Source organism: Pseudomonas sp. NFX1 (genome assembly GCF_051123555.1).
GTDB classification, from domain to species: domain Bacteria; phylum Pseudomonadota; class Gammaproteobacteria; order Pseudomonadales; family Pseudomonadaceae; genus Aquipseudomonas; species Aquipseudomonas capeferrum.
In genome coordinates, this window is record NZ_CP169366.1 from 2,878,122 (window position 1) to 2,895,940 (window position 17,819).

Consider the following 17,819-nt stretch of genomic DNA (forward strand, 5'->3'; position numbering starts at 1 on the left):
GGTCCGGCGCCCCGGCAAGGCCGCGCCTACAAGACCTTGACCTCCATACCTACTTCAAGTACGCCACTGCCATCCACGGCCAGGTTCTGGCCGAACAACACATCCCCCTCCTTCTCGCGGAAGGTCTTGAGCGTGGTCATCGGCTCGCGGTCTGCGCTGCGCTCGCCGGTCAACGGGTCGATCGTGGTGAAAATGCAACGCACACTGGGCTTGAGCACTCGAAACTCCAGCGCGCCGATGCGAATCCGCTTCCAGCCATCCTCGGCAAACGGCTCTGCACCCTGCACCACCAGATTCGGCCTGAACCGCAGCATCTCCATCGGCCGGCCAATGCGCCGGTTCAATTCGTCCAACGAACCCTGGCCGATCAACAGCAGCGGAAAACCATCCGGAAACGCCGCACGGTCACTGTTGAGGCCATAACCATTTGGCAGATAACGCGCCCGCTGTTCCGGGCAATAGACCAGCCGCACGTCCTTGCCAAGTAGCGCCGACAGCCACAGCGCTGCCGCCTCGCCGGCATCCGGTACCCGCAGGGTGTCACGCCAGAGGGTCACCCCCCGCAGGTCGTCGTCTGCAAGCGGTACGCGCACGCGAAGTGGCGCCTGCCCTGGGGCCTCCAGCAACAACTGCCCGGCAGCATCGTAGCTCGCCCTGAGCTGGCCGAGCTGTGGCCAGGCACGCTGGGTGAGAAAGCGGCCATTGTCTGCCTCCACCACCATCCAGCGGCGGTCACCCAACAACCCCAATTGGCCAACCGGTGACGCCTGCAGGCTTTGCGCCCGCCCCGACTTCACCGGGTACCGATACAACTCACTCAGAAACATCCCTGCCGCCTCGCGTCATTCAAAACGCCAAGCTTATACCCCGCAGGGCCCGCTATCACGCAGTAGCGGAATCCAGCAGCAACCGCTGCTTGACCACCTCGACCAGACGATCCGGCTGGAACTTGGACAAGAAGTTGTCACAGCCAACCTTCTTGACCATGGACTCGTTGAAACTGCCCGACAACGAGGTGTGCAGCACCACGTAGAGCTGACGCAGGCGGGCATCGCTGCGGATCTCGGTGGTCAACCGGTAGCCGTCCATCTCCGGCATTTCGGCATCGGTGAACACCATCAGCAGCTTCTCGCAAACATCCTCACCGGCATCGGCCCAGCTCTTGAGCAGGCGCAAGGCTTTCAGGCCATCGCTGGCCACGTGCAGCTTCATGCCCAGTTGCGACAGGGTGTCGCGCAACTGCGCCAGGGCTACGCTGGAGTCGTCCACCAGCAGCACTTCACGCCCTCTGGCGCGAGCCAGCACCGGGTCGGCGAGGCGTTCGCCGGAGACCTTGGCGTTGTAGGGCACGATTTCAGCCAGCACCTTCTCCACATCAATCACTTCGACCAGTTGCTCGTCGACTTTGGTGATGGCGGTGAGGTAGTGCTGGCGCCCGGCACTGGTAGGCGGCGGCATGATCGCTTCCCAGTTCATGTTGACGATGCGGTCCACGCCACCCACCAGGAAGGCCTGCACCGAGCGGTTGTATTCCGTCACGATGATGGTGCTGTTCGGCCCAGGCTGCAGCGGGCGCATACCAATCGCCTGGGACAGGTCGATCACCGGCAAGGTCTGCCCACGCAGGTTGACCACCCCGCAGACGAAGGCATGGCGCTGCGGCATCAACGTCAGCTTCGGCAGTTGCAGCACTTCCTGCACCTTGAACACGTTGATCGCGAACAGCTGCCGACCTGCCAGGCGAAACATCAGAATTTCCAGGCGGTTCTCACCCACCAATTGCGTGCGTTGGTCTACCGTGTCGAGAATGCCAGCCATTGGAAGCCCCCAGGCTTGAGTCGAAAAGTTGAGTTCTTCACCCTGTATCGGCGGATTCACGCACACCTTGACCCTTGCTGGAAAATGCCGCCGAGGCAATTGATATCACTTTACCATCATGCTTTACTGCGGGCACTTCACGGTGGTTGTCGGTCGGTTTGCACCTTGTTGCACCCTAGCCGCTCATCAGGGAAACCCTTAGTGGCAATCGGGTGCAACCTGATGTTCGCGATATCCATTAGCCATTAATGTGACACCATTCTCATTGCATGAATGGAGTCAGGCTTTTGCTCGCTATCGTATCGCCGTGTCCGCCCCTTGCTCCCGCTCCTAGCGGCGGAGCGTCCTGATGGACAGTGCCTTATCGTTTGAAGGTGCCCTGCAGGAGTTTCTGCTGGATGCGCAAGTCTTGCTGACCCAGTCCCAAGAGTGCCTGCAGCACCTGGAGCTGATCGACAACGATGCAGACGCCTGCAATTGCCTGAACACCGCCCTCGACACCCTGGCCCGCCGTGCCAGCCGCCTGCAACTGTTTGAGGTTGCCCACTACACCACCGTACTGCAGCAACTGCTGGCACCCGCCTGCCAGCAGCAACGCCTGCTGCGTGGGGCCTTGCCGGCGACGGATGCCTGCCTGACTCTGCTGGCCTGGCAACTGGAGCTGACAGACCCCAACACCGGGCAGCTGAACCTCGATAGCGGTGAACAGGTCACGCTGCTCACCGAACTGGCCAGTGTCTTGGAACAACCGCTACCGCAAACGTGTGCCTCGTGCGAAGAACAGGGTAGCCACTGCCTTCACCCACACGCAGACGCTGCCCCCGACACGCGCCCTCGCGCTGCGCATTAACTCACCCGAAGAGCAACTAAGGGCCTTGTTCAAGCCCACGATGGTCTAACTTGGAAGTTCCCCCAAGTGTCGGCCGCAATACCGCTGACATTAACCCGCTAGTTGCTCTGAAAGTGGTTGCCAGCCGAATAACGGATGGCATTTTGCTACTTGCGCTAATCGGACGGACGTCCCGGAATACCCCGTAAACCATGAGGTTTCAAAGCGTTGCCCAGCAGCGACCAACGCCACGCGAAGTGTTACCATGCTCGCCAGCGAATGCCTGCAGTCTGTAACAAGGCTGATTGAGGACGTGACCCGGCAAAACTTCGAAAGTACTGCGCCAAAGCCTCTGGCAAGACGTGTGCAAGGCCTCCATCAGCAACACTTCAGTGGCTTCTCTATTTATGTTCCCACGCTTGAAGACTCCTCTGCGCTGCTGCTCCCGTACTGCCCTGCTGCGCTGGACGACGATAGTATTGTGCGTAGCCTCGGTGGTCGCCAACCTGCTGCTGTACATGGCCAGCCAACCGATGCCAGCCAGCCTGTTGCTGCTGCACGCTGCGGCGATGCTCGGCGTGGGCCTGCAGGTAAGCCTAGGGGCAGGGTCGATCCGCCTGCACCCGGCAGAACTGGCCAAGCGCATGCTCAAGGTTCAAGAGGGCGAGCGCCAGCAGCTGAGCCGCGAACTGCATGACGACATCGGCCAACTGCTCACCGCCGCCAAGCTTCAGTTGCAATGGCTGCAACGGCGGGTGCCCGATGAACTGCACAGCCACTGCGACACCCTGCGCACCACGCTCGACGACGCCCTTGGCAACGTGCGCGATGTTTCCGCCCTGCTCAACCCGCGGCAACTGGCCAGCCTTGGGCTCGAAGCCAGCCTTCGCGCCCACCTGCTGCGCACGCTGGAAAACACCGACGTGCACTGGAGCCTGGCATGCAACCAGCGCCTCAGGGGCATTGACGAAGCCGTCGCGATGGCAGTGTTTCGCATCACCCAGGAGGCCGTGACCAACATGCTGCGCCATGCCCAGGCGCGTAACCTGTCGGTCCGGCTGCAACGCAGCCCCGCCGGGCTTGCCTTGACGATCGAGGACGATGGTCGCGGCTTCGTCCCCGCCAGGTACCCGGCCGCGTCGGGCCACCGTGGCCTGGCTGGCATGCAGGAACGCGTGACAGCCTTGCAAGGCCGCCTGGAGATCACCAGCCAGCCGGGGCTCGGCACGCAGATCGAAGCCCTGTTCCCGTGGCCGCCGCGCACCCGGGAACGCGCCAGGACCTTGACCGCCCATGACCTGTAAACTGTTGCTGGTGGACGACCACTCACTGATCCGCGCCGGGGTGCGCGCACTGGTATCCGACATCCCTGGCTACTGCGTGGTCGGTGAGGCCGACGACGGCAATCTGTTACTTGAGCAGGTGCGCACGCTGGCACCCGATATCGTTTTGCTGGACATCTCCATGCGCTCGACCAGCGGCCTGGATGCCCTGACGCAACTGAGCGCCAGCGGCAGCAGCTGCAAGGTGCTGATCCTGTCGATGCACACCGACCCGGACCTGATCATGCGGGCCCTGGAAAGCGGCGCCCATGGCTACCTGCTCAAGGACACCAGCGCCACCGAACTGGAGCAGGCCCTGTGCGCCCTGCGCAACGGCGAGCGCTACCTCAGCCCGGCAATCGCGCACACGGTCATCAACCAGGCACTGCTGCACACCCAGCATCGCAAGCAACCGAGCGGCGAGCGCCACACCCTGACCGCCCGCCAGCTGGAAATCCTGCGCCTGATCGTGCGGGGCAAATCGACCCGGGAGATCGCCAGCGGCCTGGGGCTTTCGATAAAAACCGTGGAAACCCACCGCTCGCAGATCATGAAACGCCTGCAGATTCACGATGTGGCAGGCCTGGTGCTGTACGCGGTGCGCGAAAAAATCATCAGCCTGGACGACTGAGCAACGGCGACCCGGCCGGCAAGTGCAGGCGCAGCGCCGCTGGCCTTGCCTCGAAGCGCAGGCTATCGGCCTGCAGCGGCTCGCCATCGAGGTTGATGTCCAGGCCCTGCGAGCTCTTGATTTCAACCCACGGCAACCTGGCCCGCACAAACAACCCATCGCCGGCCACCAGGTCACGCAATGCCCCTAGCACCTCTTGCGGCGCCGGCAGGATGGCGATGTCGAGCAGGCCATCGTCAGCCAGCGCATCCGGGCACAGTACCTGGCCACCGCCGGCCTGCCGGCCATTGCCGATAGCCAGGGCCAGCACGTCACCTTGCCAGTGAAAACCCGGGCCCTGCAGCTCTACCGACGCCGCCTGCAACTCGCTGAATCGCGACAACCCCGTGAACAGATAGGCAGCAGCGCCCAGGACCTTTTTCAGGTCCTCGGAGGTGTTGGCCGTGACCTGGCTGCCGAAGCCACCGGTGGCCATATTGAGAAACAACTGATCACCGACCTGCCCCAGGTCGATTGGTTGCGCCGGGTTGTTCAGCAGCGCCAGCGCCTCTGCCGGCTCCAAGGGCACCCCCGCAGCCTTGGCGAAATCATTGGCGGTGCCCAGCGGCATCAGCGCCAGGCTGGCGTCGGTCGCCGCCAGGCCCATGGCCTCTGCCACATCGCGCAAGGTGCCGTCACCGCCCCCGGCGACGATATGGCTGTAGCCGGCTGCCAGTGCTTCGGCCACCAGGCGCTGGGCATCCCCGGCCTCCCAGGTTACCCGCACATCCAGCACCCAGCCGGTCTCGCGCATCGCCAGCACGGCACTGCGCAGCGCTTCGTTCATCGCCTGCTTGCCGTGCAGGATCAACATTGCCTTGCGCCCTTGCATCGCGCTTCTCCGAGAAAAATGACCAACCCTGATCTCGACCACCGACGCACACTGATCGTTGCATACCGAACACAATAAACAATGGATTTCAGCCATTTTCCACACACCCGCCAATGCCCGGCTATGCTCAGAAAATGCACAGTTGACAAGTATTTGACCCAAGCGCTGAAAATCACCCCGCGAGTCAGCATATTGACTCGGTCACCCTTGGGCCCCTATTTCCGATAGCCATGGACGCGCCCCGGCAGCAGTGATCAGCTGACTGCCGATGGGCGCGTCTTTTCATCCGCGATCTGTAGCGAGGATTCCGGGACATGCGCATTCTCTGGACACTGCCCTACCTGCCTTGGCCGACCACCAGCGGCAGCAAGACCCGGCAATACCACCTGATGCGCGCACTCGCCCAGCGTGGCCACCGGATCACCCTGCTGGTGCAGTCCAAGATCCCCTTGAGCGACGCTGCCCGCGAAGCCCTCGAGCCCCTGCTCGAACGGTTGATCGTACTGCCCAGGCGTGCCCTGCACAGCCCGCTCAACCTGCTGGCATCACCGATCATCGACTACCCCATGCGGGCGATCATCAATGGCCTGGCGCCCTGCCTCAGGCACCGCTTCGAGCAATTGCTGGACGAGCCCTGGGACGTCATCCAGATCGAGCACAGCTACAGCTTCCAACCGTTCGAGAAGGCCCTGCAGGCCCGCGGCCTGCCCTACATGCTCAGCGAACACACCTTGGAATCGGTCATGGGCGGCGCTCGCCATGACCGCCTGCCGCTGTGGCTGCGCCCGCTCAACGCCTTTGATCGCTGGCGCTACCGGCGCTGGGAGCAACGGGTACTGCGCCAACCCACTGAAGTGGTGGCCGTCAGCAGCCATGACGCCGAGCTGATCGCCCAGATCAGCGGCCGCCCGGTGAACGTGGTGGTCAGTGGCGTGGATTGCGACTTCTATCAGCAGGTGCAACCCTCGCTGCACAGCCAGCGCCTGCTGTTTGTCGGCAACTTCGAATATGGCTCCAACCTGGAGGCCATCGAATGGGCGCTGGAAGAGATCATGCCGCAGGTGTGGATGAGCAACCCGGCAGTGCGCCTGGCCATTGCCGGCCATGCGCTGCCCGCCAGTTGGAGGCTGCACTGGAACGACCCACGCATCGAATGGATCGGTTATCGCCCCGACCTGCGCGAGCTGCAGCGCCGCTCGGCGCTGTTCTTCGCCCCCCTGCTTTATGCCGGGGGTTCCAAGGCCAAGGTGCTCGAAGCGATGGCTGCCGGGCTGCCGGTGATCACCACCAGCAAGGGTGTTTCAGGGCTGGCCGTGAACAACGCTGAGCATTACCTGGGCAGCGACGATGGCGACCAACTGGCGCTGCTGATCACCCAGTTGCTCAACCAGCCGTGGCGCATGGCGCAGTTGAGCGAAGCCGGCCGGCAATTCGCCCGCCAGCGTCACGACTGGAGTGTCGCGGCGCAGCAACTGGAAAACGTCCACATGCGCCTGCACCAGGCACAGCCCACCGACGCTACGCAACTGGCGGGAGGCTGGCTCGGTCGTTCAGCCAAGTAGCTCGCTGAACGGGATAAACGGCACGCTGTCACCCAGCTTGGGCGTGCTGCCTTCGCGCACCTCCACCAAGCCTTCGGCCCAGGCTGCACTGCGCAGCACCCCAGAGCTCTGGTTCTTGTAGATGCGCACCTGGCCATGCTCGATGCGGGCACGCAGGTATTCGCGCCGCATGCCTGGCTTGGGCCAGTCGAAGCCTGCCGGCATGTCGAAGCGCAGCGGCGTGACATCGGCCACACCCTGGCGCCGCAACAGGTACGGCCGCGTCAGCAGGCCAAAGGTGACCAGCGTGGAGGCCGGGTTACCCGGCAGGCCGATCACCGGCACACCGCGGAAATGGCCGAAGGTCAGTGGCTTGCCCGGTTTGATGGCCAGCTTCCACAAGGCCAGTTCGCCCGCTTCCCGCAAGGCGGCCCCGAGGTAATCGGCCTCGCCCACAGAGACACCGCCGGTGGACAGGATCAGGTCAACATCGCCCAGTGCCCCCAGGCATTCACGGGTACGCGCCAGGTCATCGGGCAGAATCCCCGCATCCCGCACCTCGCACCCCAAACGCTGCAACCAGCTGACCAACAGGCGACGGTTGCTGTTGTAGATCTGCCCTGGCCCCAAGGGCAGGCCAGGCTCGATCAGCTCGTCACCGGTAGACAGCACGGCCACGCGCACCTTGCGCACCACGTCCAGGCGGGCCTGGCCGAGGGTTGCAGCCAAGCCTAGCTCGATCGGCCCCAGGCGTGTACCGGCGCTCATCACCTGCTCGCCCTGACGCGTTTCCTGGCCTTGTGGGCGGATGTTCTGGTCGGTTTTCAGTGGTTCGAGGAAGCGTACCCGACCGTCGTCAGTCACGTCGGCGTTTTCCTGCATCTCGACACAGTCAGCGCCGGCCGGCACCGGTGCGCCGGTGAAGATGCGCGCACACGTACCTGGCTGCAGGGGCTGCGGGGCATGGCCGGCAAAGATCCGCTGGCTGACCGGCAAGGGCTCGCCCTGCCAGTCCGCCAGGCGCAGGGCGTAGCCATCCATGGCGCTGTTCGGCCAAGGCGGCAGGTCGAGAGACGCCACCAGGTCGCTGGCCAGCACACGCCCCTCGGCTTCTGCCAACGGCACATTTTCGGTTTCCCGGATCGGTGCAGCCTCTGCCAGCGCAAGCAACCGCGCCAAGGCGTCTTCCACCGGCATCAGCGGCCGGGCCTGATTGACCTCAGCCACGGCTTTCACAGGCCGCTGCCTGCTTCAGGTGTGGCACGAAATTGCACGGGCGATGGCGGGCATCAAGCTGCTCGGCGAGGATGCCGTCCCAGCCGGTGCGCACTGCATTGGTAGAGCCCGGCAGGCAGCAGACCAGCGTGCCATTGGCCAGGCCTGCCAGCGCACGCGACTGTACGGTAGAAGTGCCGATATCGGCCACGGAGATCTGCCGGAACAGCTCACCGAAACCGTCCACCTGCTTGTCCAGCAGGCAGGCCACGGCCTCGGGGGTGCTGTCGCGGCCGGTGAAACCGGTGCCGCCAGTAACCAATACCACCTGCACGCCTTCCTCGGCGATCCAGGTCGCGACCTGGGCGCGAATCTTGTACAGGTCATCCTTGAGCAGCACCCGCGCCGCCAGTTGGTGACCGGCCGCAGTCAGGCGGTCGACGAACAGTTGGCCGGAGGTGTCGGTGTTGAAGGTGCGCGTGTCGCTGACCGTCAGCACGGCGATGTTCAGCGGCACGAAGGGGGTATCTGCCTTGGCTTTCATGAGTGTCCGTCACAAGAAGATGGGATGGCGCATTTATAACACAGCACACCCCCGACACAGCGGCGCCCCCCCGTGCCCTTGCCCTTGGTCAATACCCAGGTTTTGCCGCTATGCTGCACTGTAAAGGAACTTGCGCGGACGCCCTGCGTCATAACTGTCATCTAGCACCATCGCACTGGAGAAACACGATGATTCAACGGACCCTTCCCGCCTTTCTGCTTGCCCTGGGCCTGGGCGCCCTCGCGGGCTGCGCATCGCCAACCGTCATTACCCTGAACGATGGTCGCGAGATCCAGGCAGTGGACACCCCTTCGTTCGACGAGGACTCGGGCTTCTACGAATTCGAGCAACTTGATGGCAAGCGTACGCGCCTGAACAAAGACCAGATCCGTACCGTCAAAGAGCTGTGATATGGCCTCCCTTTTTGGCAAACGCCCTTTTAACAACAAGGGCTTGCGTGCAAAAAAGGGATGCAGTAGGATTTCGTTCATCGGAGTGTAGCGCAGCCAGGTAGCGCGTCTCGTTCGGGACGAGAAGGCCGCAGGTTCGAATCCTGTCTCTCCGACCAAATCCTATTCAAGAAGCCCGCCTTGCGCGGGCTTTTTGTTGTGCGCGGAAAATGCCCCCTGCATGCACAGGGGGCGACAGGCGCGGCTTACTGCTCGGCCTGCACGGGCACGTACAGCAGTTGCAAACGCTCGCTGCTCCATGCCCGGGTCTGGTTGGTCAGCTCAAGGTTGTTGTTCAGCTTCTGCCCGTAGCTGGGCACGATCTGCTTGAGCCTGGCCTGCCATTCAGGGCTCTTGAGGCGGTCCTTGAAGGTCTTCTCCAGCACCGTCAGCATGATCGGCGCGGCAGTCGAGGCGCCTGGCGAGGCACCCAGCAGCGCGGCGATAGTGCCGTCCTGGGCAGCAACCACTTCAGTGCCGAACTGCAGCACGCCCCCGAGCACCGGGTCCTTCTTGATCACCTGCACGCGCTGGCCGGCTTGCAGCAGCTTCCAGTCCTGGTTCTTGGCATTGGGGAAGTACTCGCGCAGGGCATTCATGCGGTCGTCGAAGCTCAGCATCAATTGCCCCATCAGGTAGGTGCTGAGGTCGATGTTGTCGATGCCGGCGTTCACCATCGGCAGGATGTTGTGGCTGTTCAGCGACGCGAACATGTCCAGCAGCGAGCCGTGCTTGAGGTACTTGGTGGAGAAGGTCGCGAACGGGCCGAACAGCAGCACCTGCTTGCCGTCGATCATGCGCGTGTCCAGGTGCGGGACCGACATCGGCGGTGCACCGACCGACGCCTTGCCGTACAGCTTGGCCTGGTGGCGCGCGACCACGTCCGGGTTGTCGGTCATCAGGAACTGGCCACCCACCGGGAACCCGGCATAGCCTTCAGCTTCGGGGATGCCCGACTTCTGCAACAGCTTGAGCGCGCCACCACCGGCACCGATGAAGACGAACTTGGCGTTGACCGCCACTTCGTTGCCGCCATTGGCCAGGTCGGCCACCACCACCCGCCAGGTGCCGTCATCGTTGCGCACGATGTCACGCACTTCATGGCTGAGGTTCACGCTGACGTTAGGGTTGCGGGTCATCGAGGCGAACAGCTGACGGGTGATCTCGCCAAAGTTCACGTCGGTGCCGATCGCCATGCGCGTGGCTGCGACCTTCTGTTGAGGGTCACGGCCTTCCATCACCAACGGGGCCCATTGGCGGATCTGCTCGTGGTCTTCGCTGATCTGCATGCCACGGAACAGCGAGCTGTGCTGCAGGGCAGCGACGCGCTTGTGGAGGAAGGCAATGTTGTCGTCACCCCACACAAAGCTCATGTGCGGCACGTTGTTGATGAACGTTTTCGGGCTGCTCAGCACGCCTTGCTCGACCTGGTAGGCCCAGAACTGCTTGGAGACTTCGAATTGCTCGTTGACCCCCACGGCCTTGCTGATGTCGATGCTGCCATCCGTGCCGACATTGGTGTAGTTCAGTTCGCAAAACGCGGAGTGGCCGGTACCGGCGTTGTTCCAGGCGTTGGAGCTTTCTTCGCCGACCTGGTCCATGCGCTCGTAGACGTCAACCTTCCAGTTCGGCTCCAGCTCGGTGAGGTAGGTGCCCAAGCTGGCACTCATGATGCCGCCGCCGATCAGCAGGACGTCAACGGTCTTGTCCGGCTCTGCGGGTTTGGAGCAGCCGATGACGCTCAGGCAAAGGAGCGTCAGCAGGATTTTTTTCATTAGAAGCGCAATCCGATTGAAGTGAAGGATTGGCGCGCTAGAGCAGGGATTGTGCCAACTGGCATTAGACCAATGACTAAGGGGTGAGACACCCGGTCGCATGGCGACAATCCGCCACAGTTGCGCCAGGTTCAACGCAACAGTGGCGGATTTCCCCGCGCCGGAAGGTCAGGCCGTCAGCCGCGAAGTCACCTCCCCCAACTGCCCGGACAACCCATGCAAACGCTGCCCGGCCTGCTCGGTCTGCTGCACAGCTTCCTGGTTGGTGGTGGCGATGCGGGTAATTTCGATCAGGTTGCGCGAGATGTCCTCGGCCACGCTGGTCTGCTCTTCGGCTGCCGTGGCGATCTGCCGGTTCATGTCGCGGATTGCCTCCACCGCCGAGGTGATGCGCTGCAGCATCTGCCCCGCCTGCTGCACCTGCTCGGCACCTTCCTCGCTGCGCTGCTGACCACTTTCGATGGCCTTGACCGCCTCTACCGCACCCGACTGCACCGCTTCGATGATCTGGTGAATTTCGGCGATCGATGCAGCGGTGCGCTGGGCCAAACTGCGCACCTCGTCGGCGACCACCGCAAAGCCGCGCCCGGCCTCGCCCGCACGGGCCGCCTCGATGGCTGCATTGAGCGCCAGCAGGTTGGTCTGCTCGGCAATGCCGCGGATGACTTCGAGCACCTTGCCAATCCGCGTGCTGTCATGCTCCAGGTCACGGATCACCGCAGCGGTACCGGCGATTTCGCGGTTGACCACGCCAATGATGTCGATGGTCTGCTGCATCACCTGCTCGCCAGCCTGGGCACTGTGATCGGCATCATCGGCCGCGCGGGCGGCGTCGGCGGCGTGGCGAGCCACCTCCTGAGCGGTGGCGGACATCTCATGCATGGCCGTCGCCACCTGATCGGTGCGCTGGAACTGGTCATGCGTGCCCTGGGCCATGTCAGCCGCGATGCTGCGCAACTGGCCACTGGCGCCTTCCAGTTCCTGGGCATTGTCCTTGAGCCGACCGACTGTCTCGGCAAGAAAATCACGCAGGGTATTGGCCGCACGTGCCAAGCGCCCCAGTTCATCTTCACGGCGGCTGTCCACACGCGCAGCGAAGCGCCCCTGGCTCAACTGCGCAACATACTCGATCAACTGGCGAATCGGCTCGATCAGGCTGCGATTGACCAGCCACAGGCTGAACAGGCCGACCAGCACCGCCGAGCCCAGCATCACCAGCAAGCCCAGCCACACCGTACGCTCGGCGCTGGCGTTGATGCTCGATGCACGCTCACGCGCATCGGCGCGCAGTTGTTCGACCAGCTCGCTCATCTGTTCGCTGGCGGCACGGTCCACGCCCTTGACCGCAAGGTCGCCTGCAACCGGGTCACCACCCGCGGCGATAAACGCCTGGCGGCCCTGCGCGTAAGCCTGGCCCAGTTGTAGATGGCTGGCACGCAACTGTTGCAGCGACGCCTTGAGCCTGGCATCGCTGCTGTCGATCAGTTGCCCAAGCACCTGCTGCACCTGCTGCTCGCGGGCCTGGAACTGCTGCCAGTACTTGTCCAGTTCGGCGGGCTGGCGACCGCGCAGCAGCACATTCTTCCATTCCTGCACCTGGATCTTGAACTGCAGGTTGGCCTCATCGATCAATTGCGAAGCCCGCAAGGGCCCATCCACCAGCTCGGCGTAGCCGCGCACGCTGGAAGACAGAAACTGGAAACACACCAGCGCGATCAGCAACATCGCTACCAGGCTGCCGCCGAGCAGGGCGAGAATTTGCACTCTGAGGGATTTACGCAACATCGCGATCTCAAGACCAAAGGAAAGGAACGGCGCACGTCTGCGGCGCCGGGCAAGACATTCCATGTCTCCGTAGGCTCACTCGCAAAAAAAAGGCTGCCATCGTTCGATAGCAGCCAGCTTGAGCACTTGCACAACAATTGAGACAAATAGTGTCAGGCAATTCCTACAGAATTGTTACAGAACCACGACAGGCTAGCCCGTGGTGAACTGCAACGAGGCCAACCGGGCATACAGCGGGCTTTCTTCGATCAACTGGCGATGCGTGCCTACTGCCACCAGGCGTCCCTTGTCGATCACCGCGATGCGATCGGCGTGCTGCACCGTGGCCAGACGATGGGCGATCACCAAGGTGGTGCGACCGGCCATCACACTGGGCAGCGCCTGCTGAATCAGGTGTTCGCTTTGCGCATCAAGGGCGCTGGTAGCCTCATCCAGCAACAGGATCGGCGCATCGACCAGCAGCGCCCGGGCAATCGCCAAGCGCTGCCGTTGCCCGCCCGACAAGCCGATGCCACCCTCCCCCAGCGGCGTCTGGTAGCCCAGCGGCAGTTGCTGGATGAATTCGTCGGCATGCGCACCGCGCGCCGCTGCCTCGACCTCGGCCAGCGTCGCCCCTGGGCGGCCATAGCGAATGTTGGCCTCGACCGTACCGCGAAACAGCGACGGGTTCTGCGCCACCAACGCGAACTGCTGGCGCAGCTCGGCCGGGTCGAGTTCAGTGATGGCCTGGCCATCGAGCAAGATGCGCCCCTGCTGAGGGTCGTAGAAGCGCAGCAGCAGGTCGAACAGGGTGGATTTGCCGGCGCCCGAAGGCCCGACCAGGGCCACGGTCTGCCCCGGCTCGATCGCCAGGCTCAGGCCGTCAATGGCCGCAACCGCAGGCCTCGACGGGTAGGCGAAATGCACGTCTTGCAACGCGATACGCCCGACAGCACGCCGCTCAGGCAGCGAGGCGGCTATGCGCGGCGGCAGGATTGCACTGCGTGCCGCCAACAGCTCGGCAATGCGCTCGGCCGCGCCGGCGGCGCGCTGCAGCTCACCGATCACCTCGCTGAGCGTGCCGAACGCACTGCCGACGATCAGGCTGTAAAAAACGAAGGCTGCCAGCTCGCCTGCCGAAATACGCCCGGCAATCACGTCCATGCCCCCAACCCAGAGCATGACCCCCACCGCGCCGAGCACCAGCACGATGACCAGGGTGATCAGCCACGCACGCTGGGCAATACGCTGGCGGGCCACGCTGAAGGCCGCCTCGACGGTGCCGGCGAACAGTTCGCGATCGAGCGGCTCATGGTTATAGGCCTGCACGGTCTTGATCTGCCCCAGGGTTTCGGCGACGTAGCTGCCGACATCCGCCACCCGGTCCAGGCTCTGCCGCGACAGGCTGCGCACGCGCCGGCCGAACAGCAGGATCGGCGCCAGCACCAGCGGCAAGGCCACCACCACGATGCTGGTGAGCTTGGGGTTGGTGATGAACAGCAGCACCACGCCCCCTACCACCATCAAGGCATTGCGCAGGAACATCGACAGCGAAGAGCCGATCACCGATTGCAGCAAAGTTGTGTCAGCCGTAAGCCGCGACTGGATCTCGGAGCTGCGGTTGTCTTCGAAGAACCCAGGGTGCAGCCCGACCAGGTGATCGAACACCGCACGGCGGATATCAGCCACGCAGCGCTCGCCGATCCACGACACCAGGTAGAAGCGGCTGAAGGTACCCACCGCCAGTGCCAGCACCAACAGCAGGAACAGGCCAATGGTCTGGTTGAGCTGGTGTGCGGAGCGGGTCATGAAACCCTGGTCAACCAGCAGGCGGATGCCCTGCCCCATGGACAGGGTGATTGCCGCCGTGACCACCAGTGCCAGCAATGCCAGGAGCATTTGCCGGCGATACGGGCGAACGAACTGCCAACCCAGGCGCAGGGCGCGACGTTGGCCAGGAGAGACGGATTCGGGCATGGCGGCGACCAGAGCGGCAAGGAAGTAGCAGACTACCACTCATCGGAGCGCGCGGAACGCTTGGGGGTGACTATAGCCTTTCGATCTAAAAGGGCTCTGGAGCTTTACCGCCGTTTCTGTTGGACTGTCAGGGCCGTGACAGTCGAGGATCTGTCACAGGCCAGTCACGGCGCAGGATTACCCTGAGCTTGAACCTGATGAGGAGACAGGACATGAGCTTGCAGCACAGCAGCGATACCCCGAAACCCCAGAACAACCCGCAACCCCAGGTGTGCGGCTCGATCATCGACGCCCAAGGGCGCGAGGTTCCAATCACCGAGCAGATGATCCAGAAAGCCTGCCAGGAACTGGAACAAAGCCGGGGCACCAAAGCCCGTAAAGGCTGATCGGCTAATTCATTGCAACCCGGCGCCTGCGCCGGGTTTTTATTGACTGGGCCGGCGAAAAGGCCGACGCAGGCACATCACTCAGACCAACATCCCACCCAGCGCACTGACCAACTGCGCCAGTTGCGGCGAATCGCCACGAATCCGCACCGCCAGCCCTTCGATTTCACGCCGAGGCGGATACTGCTTGCGCAACTGATCGAATGCCGCCCGCTGCTCGGCCGGGTCGTCGCTCAAGCTACGGCGGAAGTCTGCATCGTCACGGCGCGGGTCGTACACGGCGCGGCACAAGGTGGCCAAGGCCCAGGCCGGGTCTGTAGTGGCATCGAGTTCAACCTGCGCCAGCGGCGGCTTGGGCAGCAAATCGGCCAGGCGCACCTGCTCCGCTTCGCCCAGGTGACGGCACAACGCCTGGTAGATCTGCGCAGTGCCCCGCTGCCGGCCATCGAGGCTGTAGCCGGCGATGTGCGGCGAAGCCAGCGTGCACAGGTCGGCCAGTTGCAGGTCGACCTGCGGTTCGCCTTCCCACACATCGAGCACGGCATGCACGTCTTCACGGTCCAACAGCAGCTCACGCAAGGCATCGTTGTCCACCACCGGGCCACGGCTGGCATTGATCAGCCACGCCCCCGGGCGCAATCGTGCCAGTTGCGCCTGGCCCAGCAAGTGCCAGGTGGCGTGCTCGCCGCCGCGCTGCAAGGGGGTGTGCAGGCTGATCACGTCGCACTGTTCCAGTACCGTCTCGAGGCTGACGTAATCGCCCCCCTCGGCGGCCTGACGCAGCGGGTCGCACACCAGCACTTTCCAGCCCAGGCCATGCAGCACACGCACCAGGCGGCCACCGACCTCCCCCGCGCCCACCACGCCGTACGTGCGCTTGGGCAGCGCGACACCGTCCAGCTCGGCCAGGGTCAGCAGGCTACCCAGCACATAATCCACCACGCCGCGGGCATTGCAGCCCGGCGCACTGCTCCAGTGGATGCCAGCCTCGGCAAAGTAGTCCAGGTCGAGGTGGTCGGTGCCGATGGTGCACGTGCCGACAAAACGCACGCGGCTGCCTTCAAGCAGTTGGCGGTCGACCTTGGTCACCGAGCGCACCAGCAGTACATCGGCGTCCTTGACGCTGGCGGCATCGAGGCTTCGGCCCGGATAGCGGCGGATCTCGCCGAAACCTTCGAAGAAGGCATCGAGCAGCGGAATGTTCTCGTCGGCAACTATCAGCATGGCGCTCTCCTGTCAGGGGAACGCAGTGTAGGCGCTACGCGCGGCGTGTTCCAGAGCGGCTCAGTCGGCTTTCTTGCGGATCCAGTACAGGAAGGTGCCCGCGTCCTCTTGCTGCTGCAGCAGTTCGTGGCCGAGGAAGTTGCAGAACTTGGGGATGTCGCGGCGGGTCGACGGGTCGGTGGCAATGACCTTGAGCAAGCCACCGGCAGCCAGGCCACGCACGTGCTGGTGCAACATCATCACAGGCTCGGGGCAGTTCAGGCCGGTGGCATCGAGGACGGCGTCGGGGGTGAAATCAGTCATGGGCGGCTCCAAAATGTTCATCATTGTCGCGCATCGTACGGCGCGCACCAAGGGCCGCGCGCCGCCCACGCACTCAACGCGGCTTCAGGTCCAGCCTGCGCAGATGGCAGGTCACTTCCTCACGGTCGTGATACAGCTGCTTGCAGGCGATCGAAACCCTGATCTTGCGCGACTTGAACGTGGCCTGCATGCGGTCGAGCAGGCGCCGCACCTCGGCGTAGCGTTGCTTCATCGGCAGCTTGAGGTTGACCACCGCTTCGCGGCACAGCCCTTCCCCCAGCCAGGTTTCGATCAATGCGGTGGTCCGCGCCGGCTTCTCGACGATGTCGCAGACCATCCAGTCCACCGGCTGCTTCGGCTGCCAGGTGAAACCATCCGCCATCAGGTGCTGGACCAGCCCGGTGTCCATCAGGCTCTCGGCCATCGGGCCGTTGTCGATGGCGGTGACCAGCATCCCGCGGCGCACCAGCTGGTAGGTCCAGCCGCCTGGCGAGGCGCCCAGGTCGACACCGGTCATATCATCACCCAAGCGCTGGTCCCACTGCTCGCGGGGGATGAACTGATGCCAGGCTTCTTCCAGCTTGAGGGTCGAGCGGCTGGGCGCTTCACGGGGAAACTTCAGGCGCGGGATGCCCATTGGCCAGAGTGCGCTGTTGTTGGCCGCAGCCTGGCCGACAAATACCCGCCGGCCAGTGATGAAGCTCAGCAGAAGGCGTGGACGGCTGGTGTCTTCAACCAGGCGACCGGCTTTTTCCAGGGCCTTGCGCAACGGCACCTCGAACTTGCGGCAGAACGTCGACAGCTCCTTGCCTTCGTTGCTGTCGAGCACTTCCAGCCACAGGCTGCCGAACACAGGCAGGCCGGCCAGGTGCTCGAGCAATACGCTGATGCGATCGCTCTCCGGCAACTCGACGAAACCGCCACGGGCCCACTGCCGCGGGAAGATCAGCTCAGCGAAGCGCAGTTCCCCCATCAGGCGCTCGGCGCCATTGTCCTCGGTGCAGACAAACTCGGCACTGGCGCTCTGCGCTTTGCCTTTGGCATAGCCGGCAACCCCCAGGCGGGCGGCATGTTCGCTGATCTCGGCGCAGACCTCGCCCTCGAAACCGGGCCGGCAATGCATGAACAGGGTACTCATCTCTCACTCCACTACGGCGGGCGCACCACAGG

General features: G+C 63.6%; 17 protein-coding genes, 1 tRNA gene and 1 pseudogene. 7 read left to right on the forward strand and 12 right to left on the reverse strand.

Going from position 1 to position 17,819, the window contains the following annotated elements:
- Positions 1 to 26 precede the first annotated feature (26 nt).
- Positions 27 to 827, reverse strand: coding sequence for an MOSC domain-containing protein (locus DJ563_RS12950; protein WP_434519644.1), 801 nt, complete (start codon positions 825 to 827; stop codon positions 27 to 29).
- Between the two features lie 55 nt (positions 828 to 882).
- Positions 883 to 1,818 carry a chemotaxis protein CheV gene (locus tag DJ563_RS12955; RefSeq protein WP_274097376.1) on the reverse strand — a complete coding sequence of 312 codons (936 nt, stop codon included), beginning with the start codon at positions 1,816 to 1,818 and terminating at the stop codon, positions 883 to 885.
- A gap of 349 nt (positions 1,819 to 2,167) precedes the next feature.
- On the opposite strand from DJ563_RS12955, the gene DJ563_RS12960 reads away from it, so the two are divergent.
- The 3 genes from DJ563_RS12960 (at position 2,168) to DJ563_RS12970 (ending at position 4,600) form a co-directional block, all read left to right on the forward strand.
- On the forward strand, positions 2,168 to 2,668 hold the full coding sequence (locus tag DJ563_RS12960; RefSeq protein ID WP_274097375.1) for a histidine kinase: 501 nt from the start codon (positions 2,168 to 2,170) through the stop codon (positions 2,666 to 2,668).
- A gap of 386 nt (positions 2,669 to 3,054) precedes the next feature.
- Positions 3,055 to 3,951, forward strand: coding sequence for a sensor histidine kinase (locus DJ563_RS12965; RefSeq protein ID WP_434519645.1), 897 nt, complete (start codon positions 3,055 to 3,057; stop codon positions 3,949 to 3,951).
- Complete coding sequence (locus DJ563_RS12970) at positions 3,941 to 4,600, forward strand: response regulator (RefSeq protein WP_434519646.1); 660 nt, start codon at positions 3,941 to 3,943, stop codon at positions 4,598 to 4,600. The genes DJ563_RS12965 and DJ563_RS12970 overlap by 11 nt, the downstream gene beginning before the upstream one ends.
- Here the strand turns inward: DJ563_RS12970 and yegS are convergent.
- A complete protein-coding gene (gene yegS / locus DJ563_RS12975) occupies positions 4,584 to 5,471 on the reverse strand; it encodes a lipid kinase YegS (RefSeq protein WP_274097372.1) in 888 nt (295 codons plus the stop codon). The two genes, DJ563_RS12970 and yegS, sit on opposite strands and share 17 nt — an antisense overlap.
- Before the next feature lie 314 nt (positions 5,472 to 5,785).
- Between yegS and DJ563_RS12980 the strand changes: the two genes are divergently transcribed.
- Positions 5,786 to 7,033, forward strand: a complete 1,248-nt coding sequence (locus DJ563_RS12980; protein WP_274097371.1) for a glycosyltransferase family 4 protein — start codon at positions 5,786 to 5,788, stop codon at positions 7,031 to 7,033.
- Here DJ563_RS12980 and DJ563_RS12985 read toward each other — a convergent pair.
- Both DJ563_RS12985 and moaB read right to left on the reverse strand, forming a co-directional pair.
- Positions 7,022 to 8,248: a molybdopterin molybdotransferase MoeA gene (locus DJ563_RS12985; protein ID WP_186653996.1), complete on the reverse strand. Its 1,227-nt coding sequence runs from the start codon at positions 8,246 to 8,248 to the stop codon at positions 7,022 to 7,024. The genes DJ563_RS12980 and DJ563_RS12985 overlap by 12 nt on opposite strands.
- Positions 8,232 to 8,771, reverse strand: a complete 540-nt coding sequence (moaB, locus tag DJ563_RS12990; protein WP_434519647.1) for a molybdenum cofactor biosynthesis protein B — start codon at positions 8,769 to 8,771, stop codon at positions 8,232 to 8,234. The genes DJ563_RS12985 and moaB overlap by 17 nt, the downstream gene beginning before the upstream one ends.
- A 188-nt stretch (positions 8,772 to 8,959) precedes the next feature.
- On the opposite strand from moaB, the gene DJ563_RS12995 reads away from it, so the two are divergent.
- Together DJ563_RS12995 and DJ563_RS13000 are read left to right on the forward strand one after the other, a co-directional pair.
- Complete coding sequence (locus DJ563_RS12995) at positions 8,960 to 9,181, forward strand: YgdI/YgdR family lipoprotein (RefSeq protein ID WP_027596642.1); 222 nt, start codon at positions 8,960 to 8,962, stop codon at positions 9,179 to 9,181.
- Positions 9,182 to 9,262: 81 nt separating this feature from the next.
- Positions 9,263 to 9,339, forward strand: a tRNA-Pro gene (locus DJ563_RS13000).
- Positions 9,340 to 9,426: 87 nt separating this feature from the next.
- Here DJ563_RS13000 and mqo read toward each other — a convergent pair.
- The 4 genes and pseudogenes from mqo to DJ563_RS13020 all read right to left on the reverse strand — a co-directional run bounded on the left by mqo (position 9,427) and on the right by DJ563_RS13020 (position 14,736).
- Positions 9,427 to 10,995 (reverse strand): malate dehydrogenase (quinone), encoded by a 1,569-nt coding sequence (gene mqo, locus DJ563_RS13005; protein WP_434519648.1) that lies wholly within the window; start codon positions 10,993 to 10,995, stop codon positions 9,427 to 9,429.
- A 168-nt stretch (positions 10,996 to 11,163) separates the two neighbouring features.
- Positions 11,164 to 11,931 (reverse strand): methyl-accepting chemotaxis protein, encoded by a 768-nt coding sequence (locus DJ563_RS13010; protein WP_434519723.1) that lies wholly within the window; start codon positions 11,929 to 11,931, stop codon positions 11,164 to 11,166.
- 165 nt (positions 11,932 to 12,096) lie between these two features.
- Positions 12,097 to 12,843 (reverse strand): annotated as a pseudogene (locus DJ563_RS13015) (methyl-accepting chemotaxis protein); the annotation flags it as partial.
- Positions 12,844 to 12,972: 129 nt separating this feature from the next.
- Positions 12,973 to 14,736: an ABC transporter transmembrane domain-containing protein gene (locus DJ563_RS13020; protein ID WP_274097369.1), complete on the reverse strand. Its 1,764-nt coding sequence runs from the start codon at positions 14,734 to 14,736 to the stop codon at positions 12,973 to 12,975.
- 212 nt (positions 14,737 to 14,948) lie between these two features.
- Between DJ563_RS13020 and DJ563_RS13025 the strand changes: the two genes are divergently transcribed.
- Positions 14,949 to 15,122 carry a PA1571 family protein gene (locus DJ563_RS13025; RefSeq protein WP_167334463.1) on the forward strand — a complete coding sequence of 58 codons (174 nt, stop codon included), beginning with the start codon at positions 14,949 to 14,951 and terminating at the stop codon, positions 15,120 to 15,122.
- An 81-nt stretch (positions 15,123 to 15,203) separates the two neighbouring features.
- On the opposite strand, the gene pdxB is transcribed toward DJ563_RS13025, so the two are convergent.
- From pdxB to rlmM, 3 genes are all read right to left on the reverse strand, one after another.
- Positions 15,204 to 16,346, reverse strand: a complete 1,143-nt coding sequence (gene pdxB / locus DJ563_RS13030) for a 4-phosphoerythronate dehydrogenase PdxB (RefSeq protein ID WP_434519649.1) — start codon at positions 16,344 to 16,346, stop codon at positions 15,204 to 15,206.
- A 60-nt stretch (positions 16,347 to 16,406) separates the two neighbouring features.
- The gene (tusA, locus tag DJ563_RS13035; protein WP_033700449.1) at positions 16,407 to 16,649 is read right to left on the reverse strand and encodes a sulfurtransferase TusA; all 243 of its coding nucleotides are present in this window, start codon (positions 16,647 to 16,649) and stop codon (positions 16,407 to 16,409) included.
- Between the two features lie 73 nt (positions 16,650 to 16,722).
- Entirely contained in the window at positions 16,723 to 17,787 is a 1,065-nt protein-coding gene (gene rlmM, locus DJ563_RS13040) for a 23S rRNA (cytidine(2498)-2'-O)-methyltransferase RlmM (RefSeq protein ID WP_274097367.1), read from the reverse strand.
- Positions 17,788 to 17,819: the final 32 nt, after the last annotated feature.

Excerpts from the sequence above, each read along its gene's own strand:
- tusA (WP_033700449.1), bottom strand. The coding sequence starts at position 16,649 with ATGACTGATTTCACCCCCGACGCCGTCCTCGATGCCACCGGCCTGAAC.
- DJ563_RS12955 (WP_274097376.1), bottom strand. The coding sequence starts at position 1,818 with ATGGCTGGCATTCTCGACACGGTAGACCAACGCACGCAATTGGTGGGT.
- DJ563_RS13010 (WP_434519723.1), bottom strand. The coding sequence starts at position 11,931 with ATGGCCCAGGGCACGCATGACCAGTTCCAGCGCACCGATCAGGTGGCG.
- moaB (WP_434519647.1), bottom strand. The coding sequence starts at position 8,771 with ATGAAAGCCAAGGCAGATACCCCCTTCGTGCCGCTGAACATCGCCGTG.
- DJ563_RS12960 (WP_274097375.1), top strand. The coding sequence starts at position 2,168 with ATGGACAGTGCCTTATCGTTTGAAGGTGCCCTGCAGGAGTTTCTGCTG.
- pdxB (WP_434519649.1), bottom strand. The coding sequence starts at position 16,346 with ATGCTGATAGTTGCCGACGAGAACATTCCGCTGCTCGATGCCTTCTTC.
- yegS (WP_274097372.1), bottom strand. The coding sequence starts at position 5,471 with ATGCAAGGGCGCAAGGCAATGTTGATCCTGCACGGCAAGCAGGCGATG.
- rlmM (WP_274097367.1), bottom strand. The coding sequence starts at position 17,787 with ATGAGTACCCTGTTCATGCATTGCCGGCCCGGTTTCGAGGGCGAGGTC.
- DJ563_RS12980 (WP_274097371.1), top strand. The coding sequence starts at position 5,786 with ATGCGCATTCTCTGGACACTGCCCTACCTGCCTTGGCCGACCACCAGC.
- mqo (WP_434519648.1), bottom strand. The coding sequence starts at position 10,995 with ATGAAAAAAATCCTGCTGACGCTCCTTTGCCTGAGCGTCATCGGCTGC.
- DJ563_RS13025 (WP_167334463.1), top strand. The coding sequence starts at position 14,949 with ATGAGCTTGCAGCACAGCAGCGATACCCCGAAACCCCAGAACAACCCG.
- DJ563_RS12950 (WP_434519644.1), bottom strand. The coding sequence starts at position 827 with ATGTTTCTGAGTGAGTTGTATCGGTACCCGGTGAAGTCGGGGCGGGCG.
- DJ563_RS13020 (WP_274097369.1), bottom strand. The coding sequence starts at position 14,736 with ATGCCCGAATCCGTCTCTCCTGGCCAACGTCGCGCCCTGCGCCTGGGT.
- DJ563_RS12970 (WP_434519646.1), top strand. The coding sequence starts at position 3,941 with ATGACCTGTAAACTGTTGCTGGTGGACGACCACTCACTGATCCGCGCC.
- DJ563_RS12965 (WP_434519645.1), top strand. The coding sequence starts at position 3,055 with ATGTTCCCACGCTTGAAGACTCCTCTGCGCTGCTGCTCCCGTACTGCC.
- DJ563_RS12995 (WP_027596642.1), top strand. The coding sequence starts at position 8,960 with ATGATTCAACGGACCCTTCCCGCCTTTCTGCTTGCCCTGGGCCTGGGC.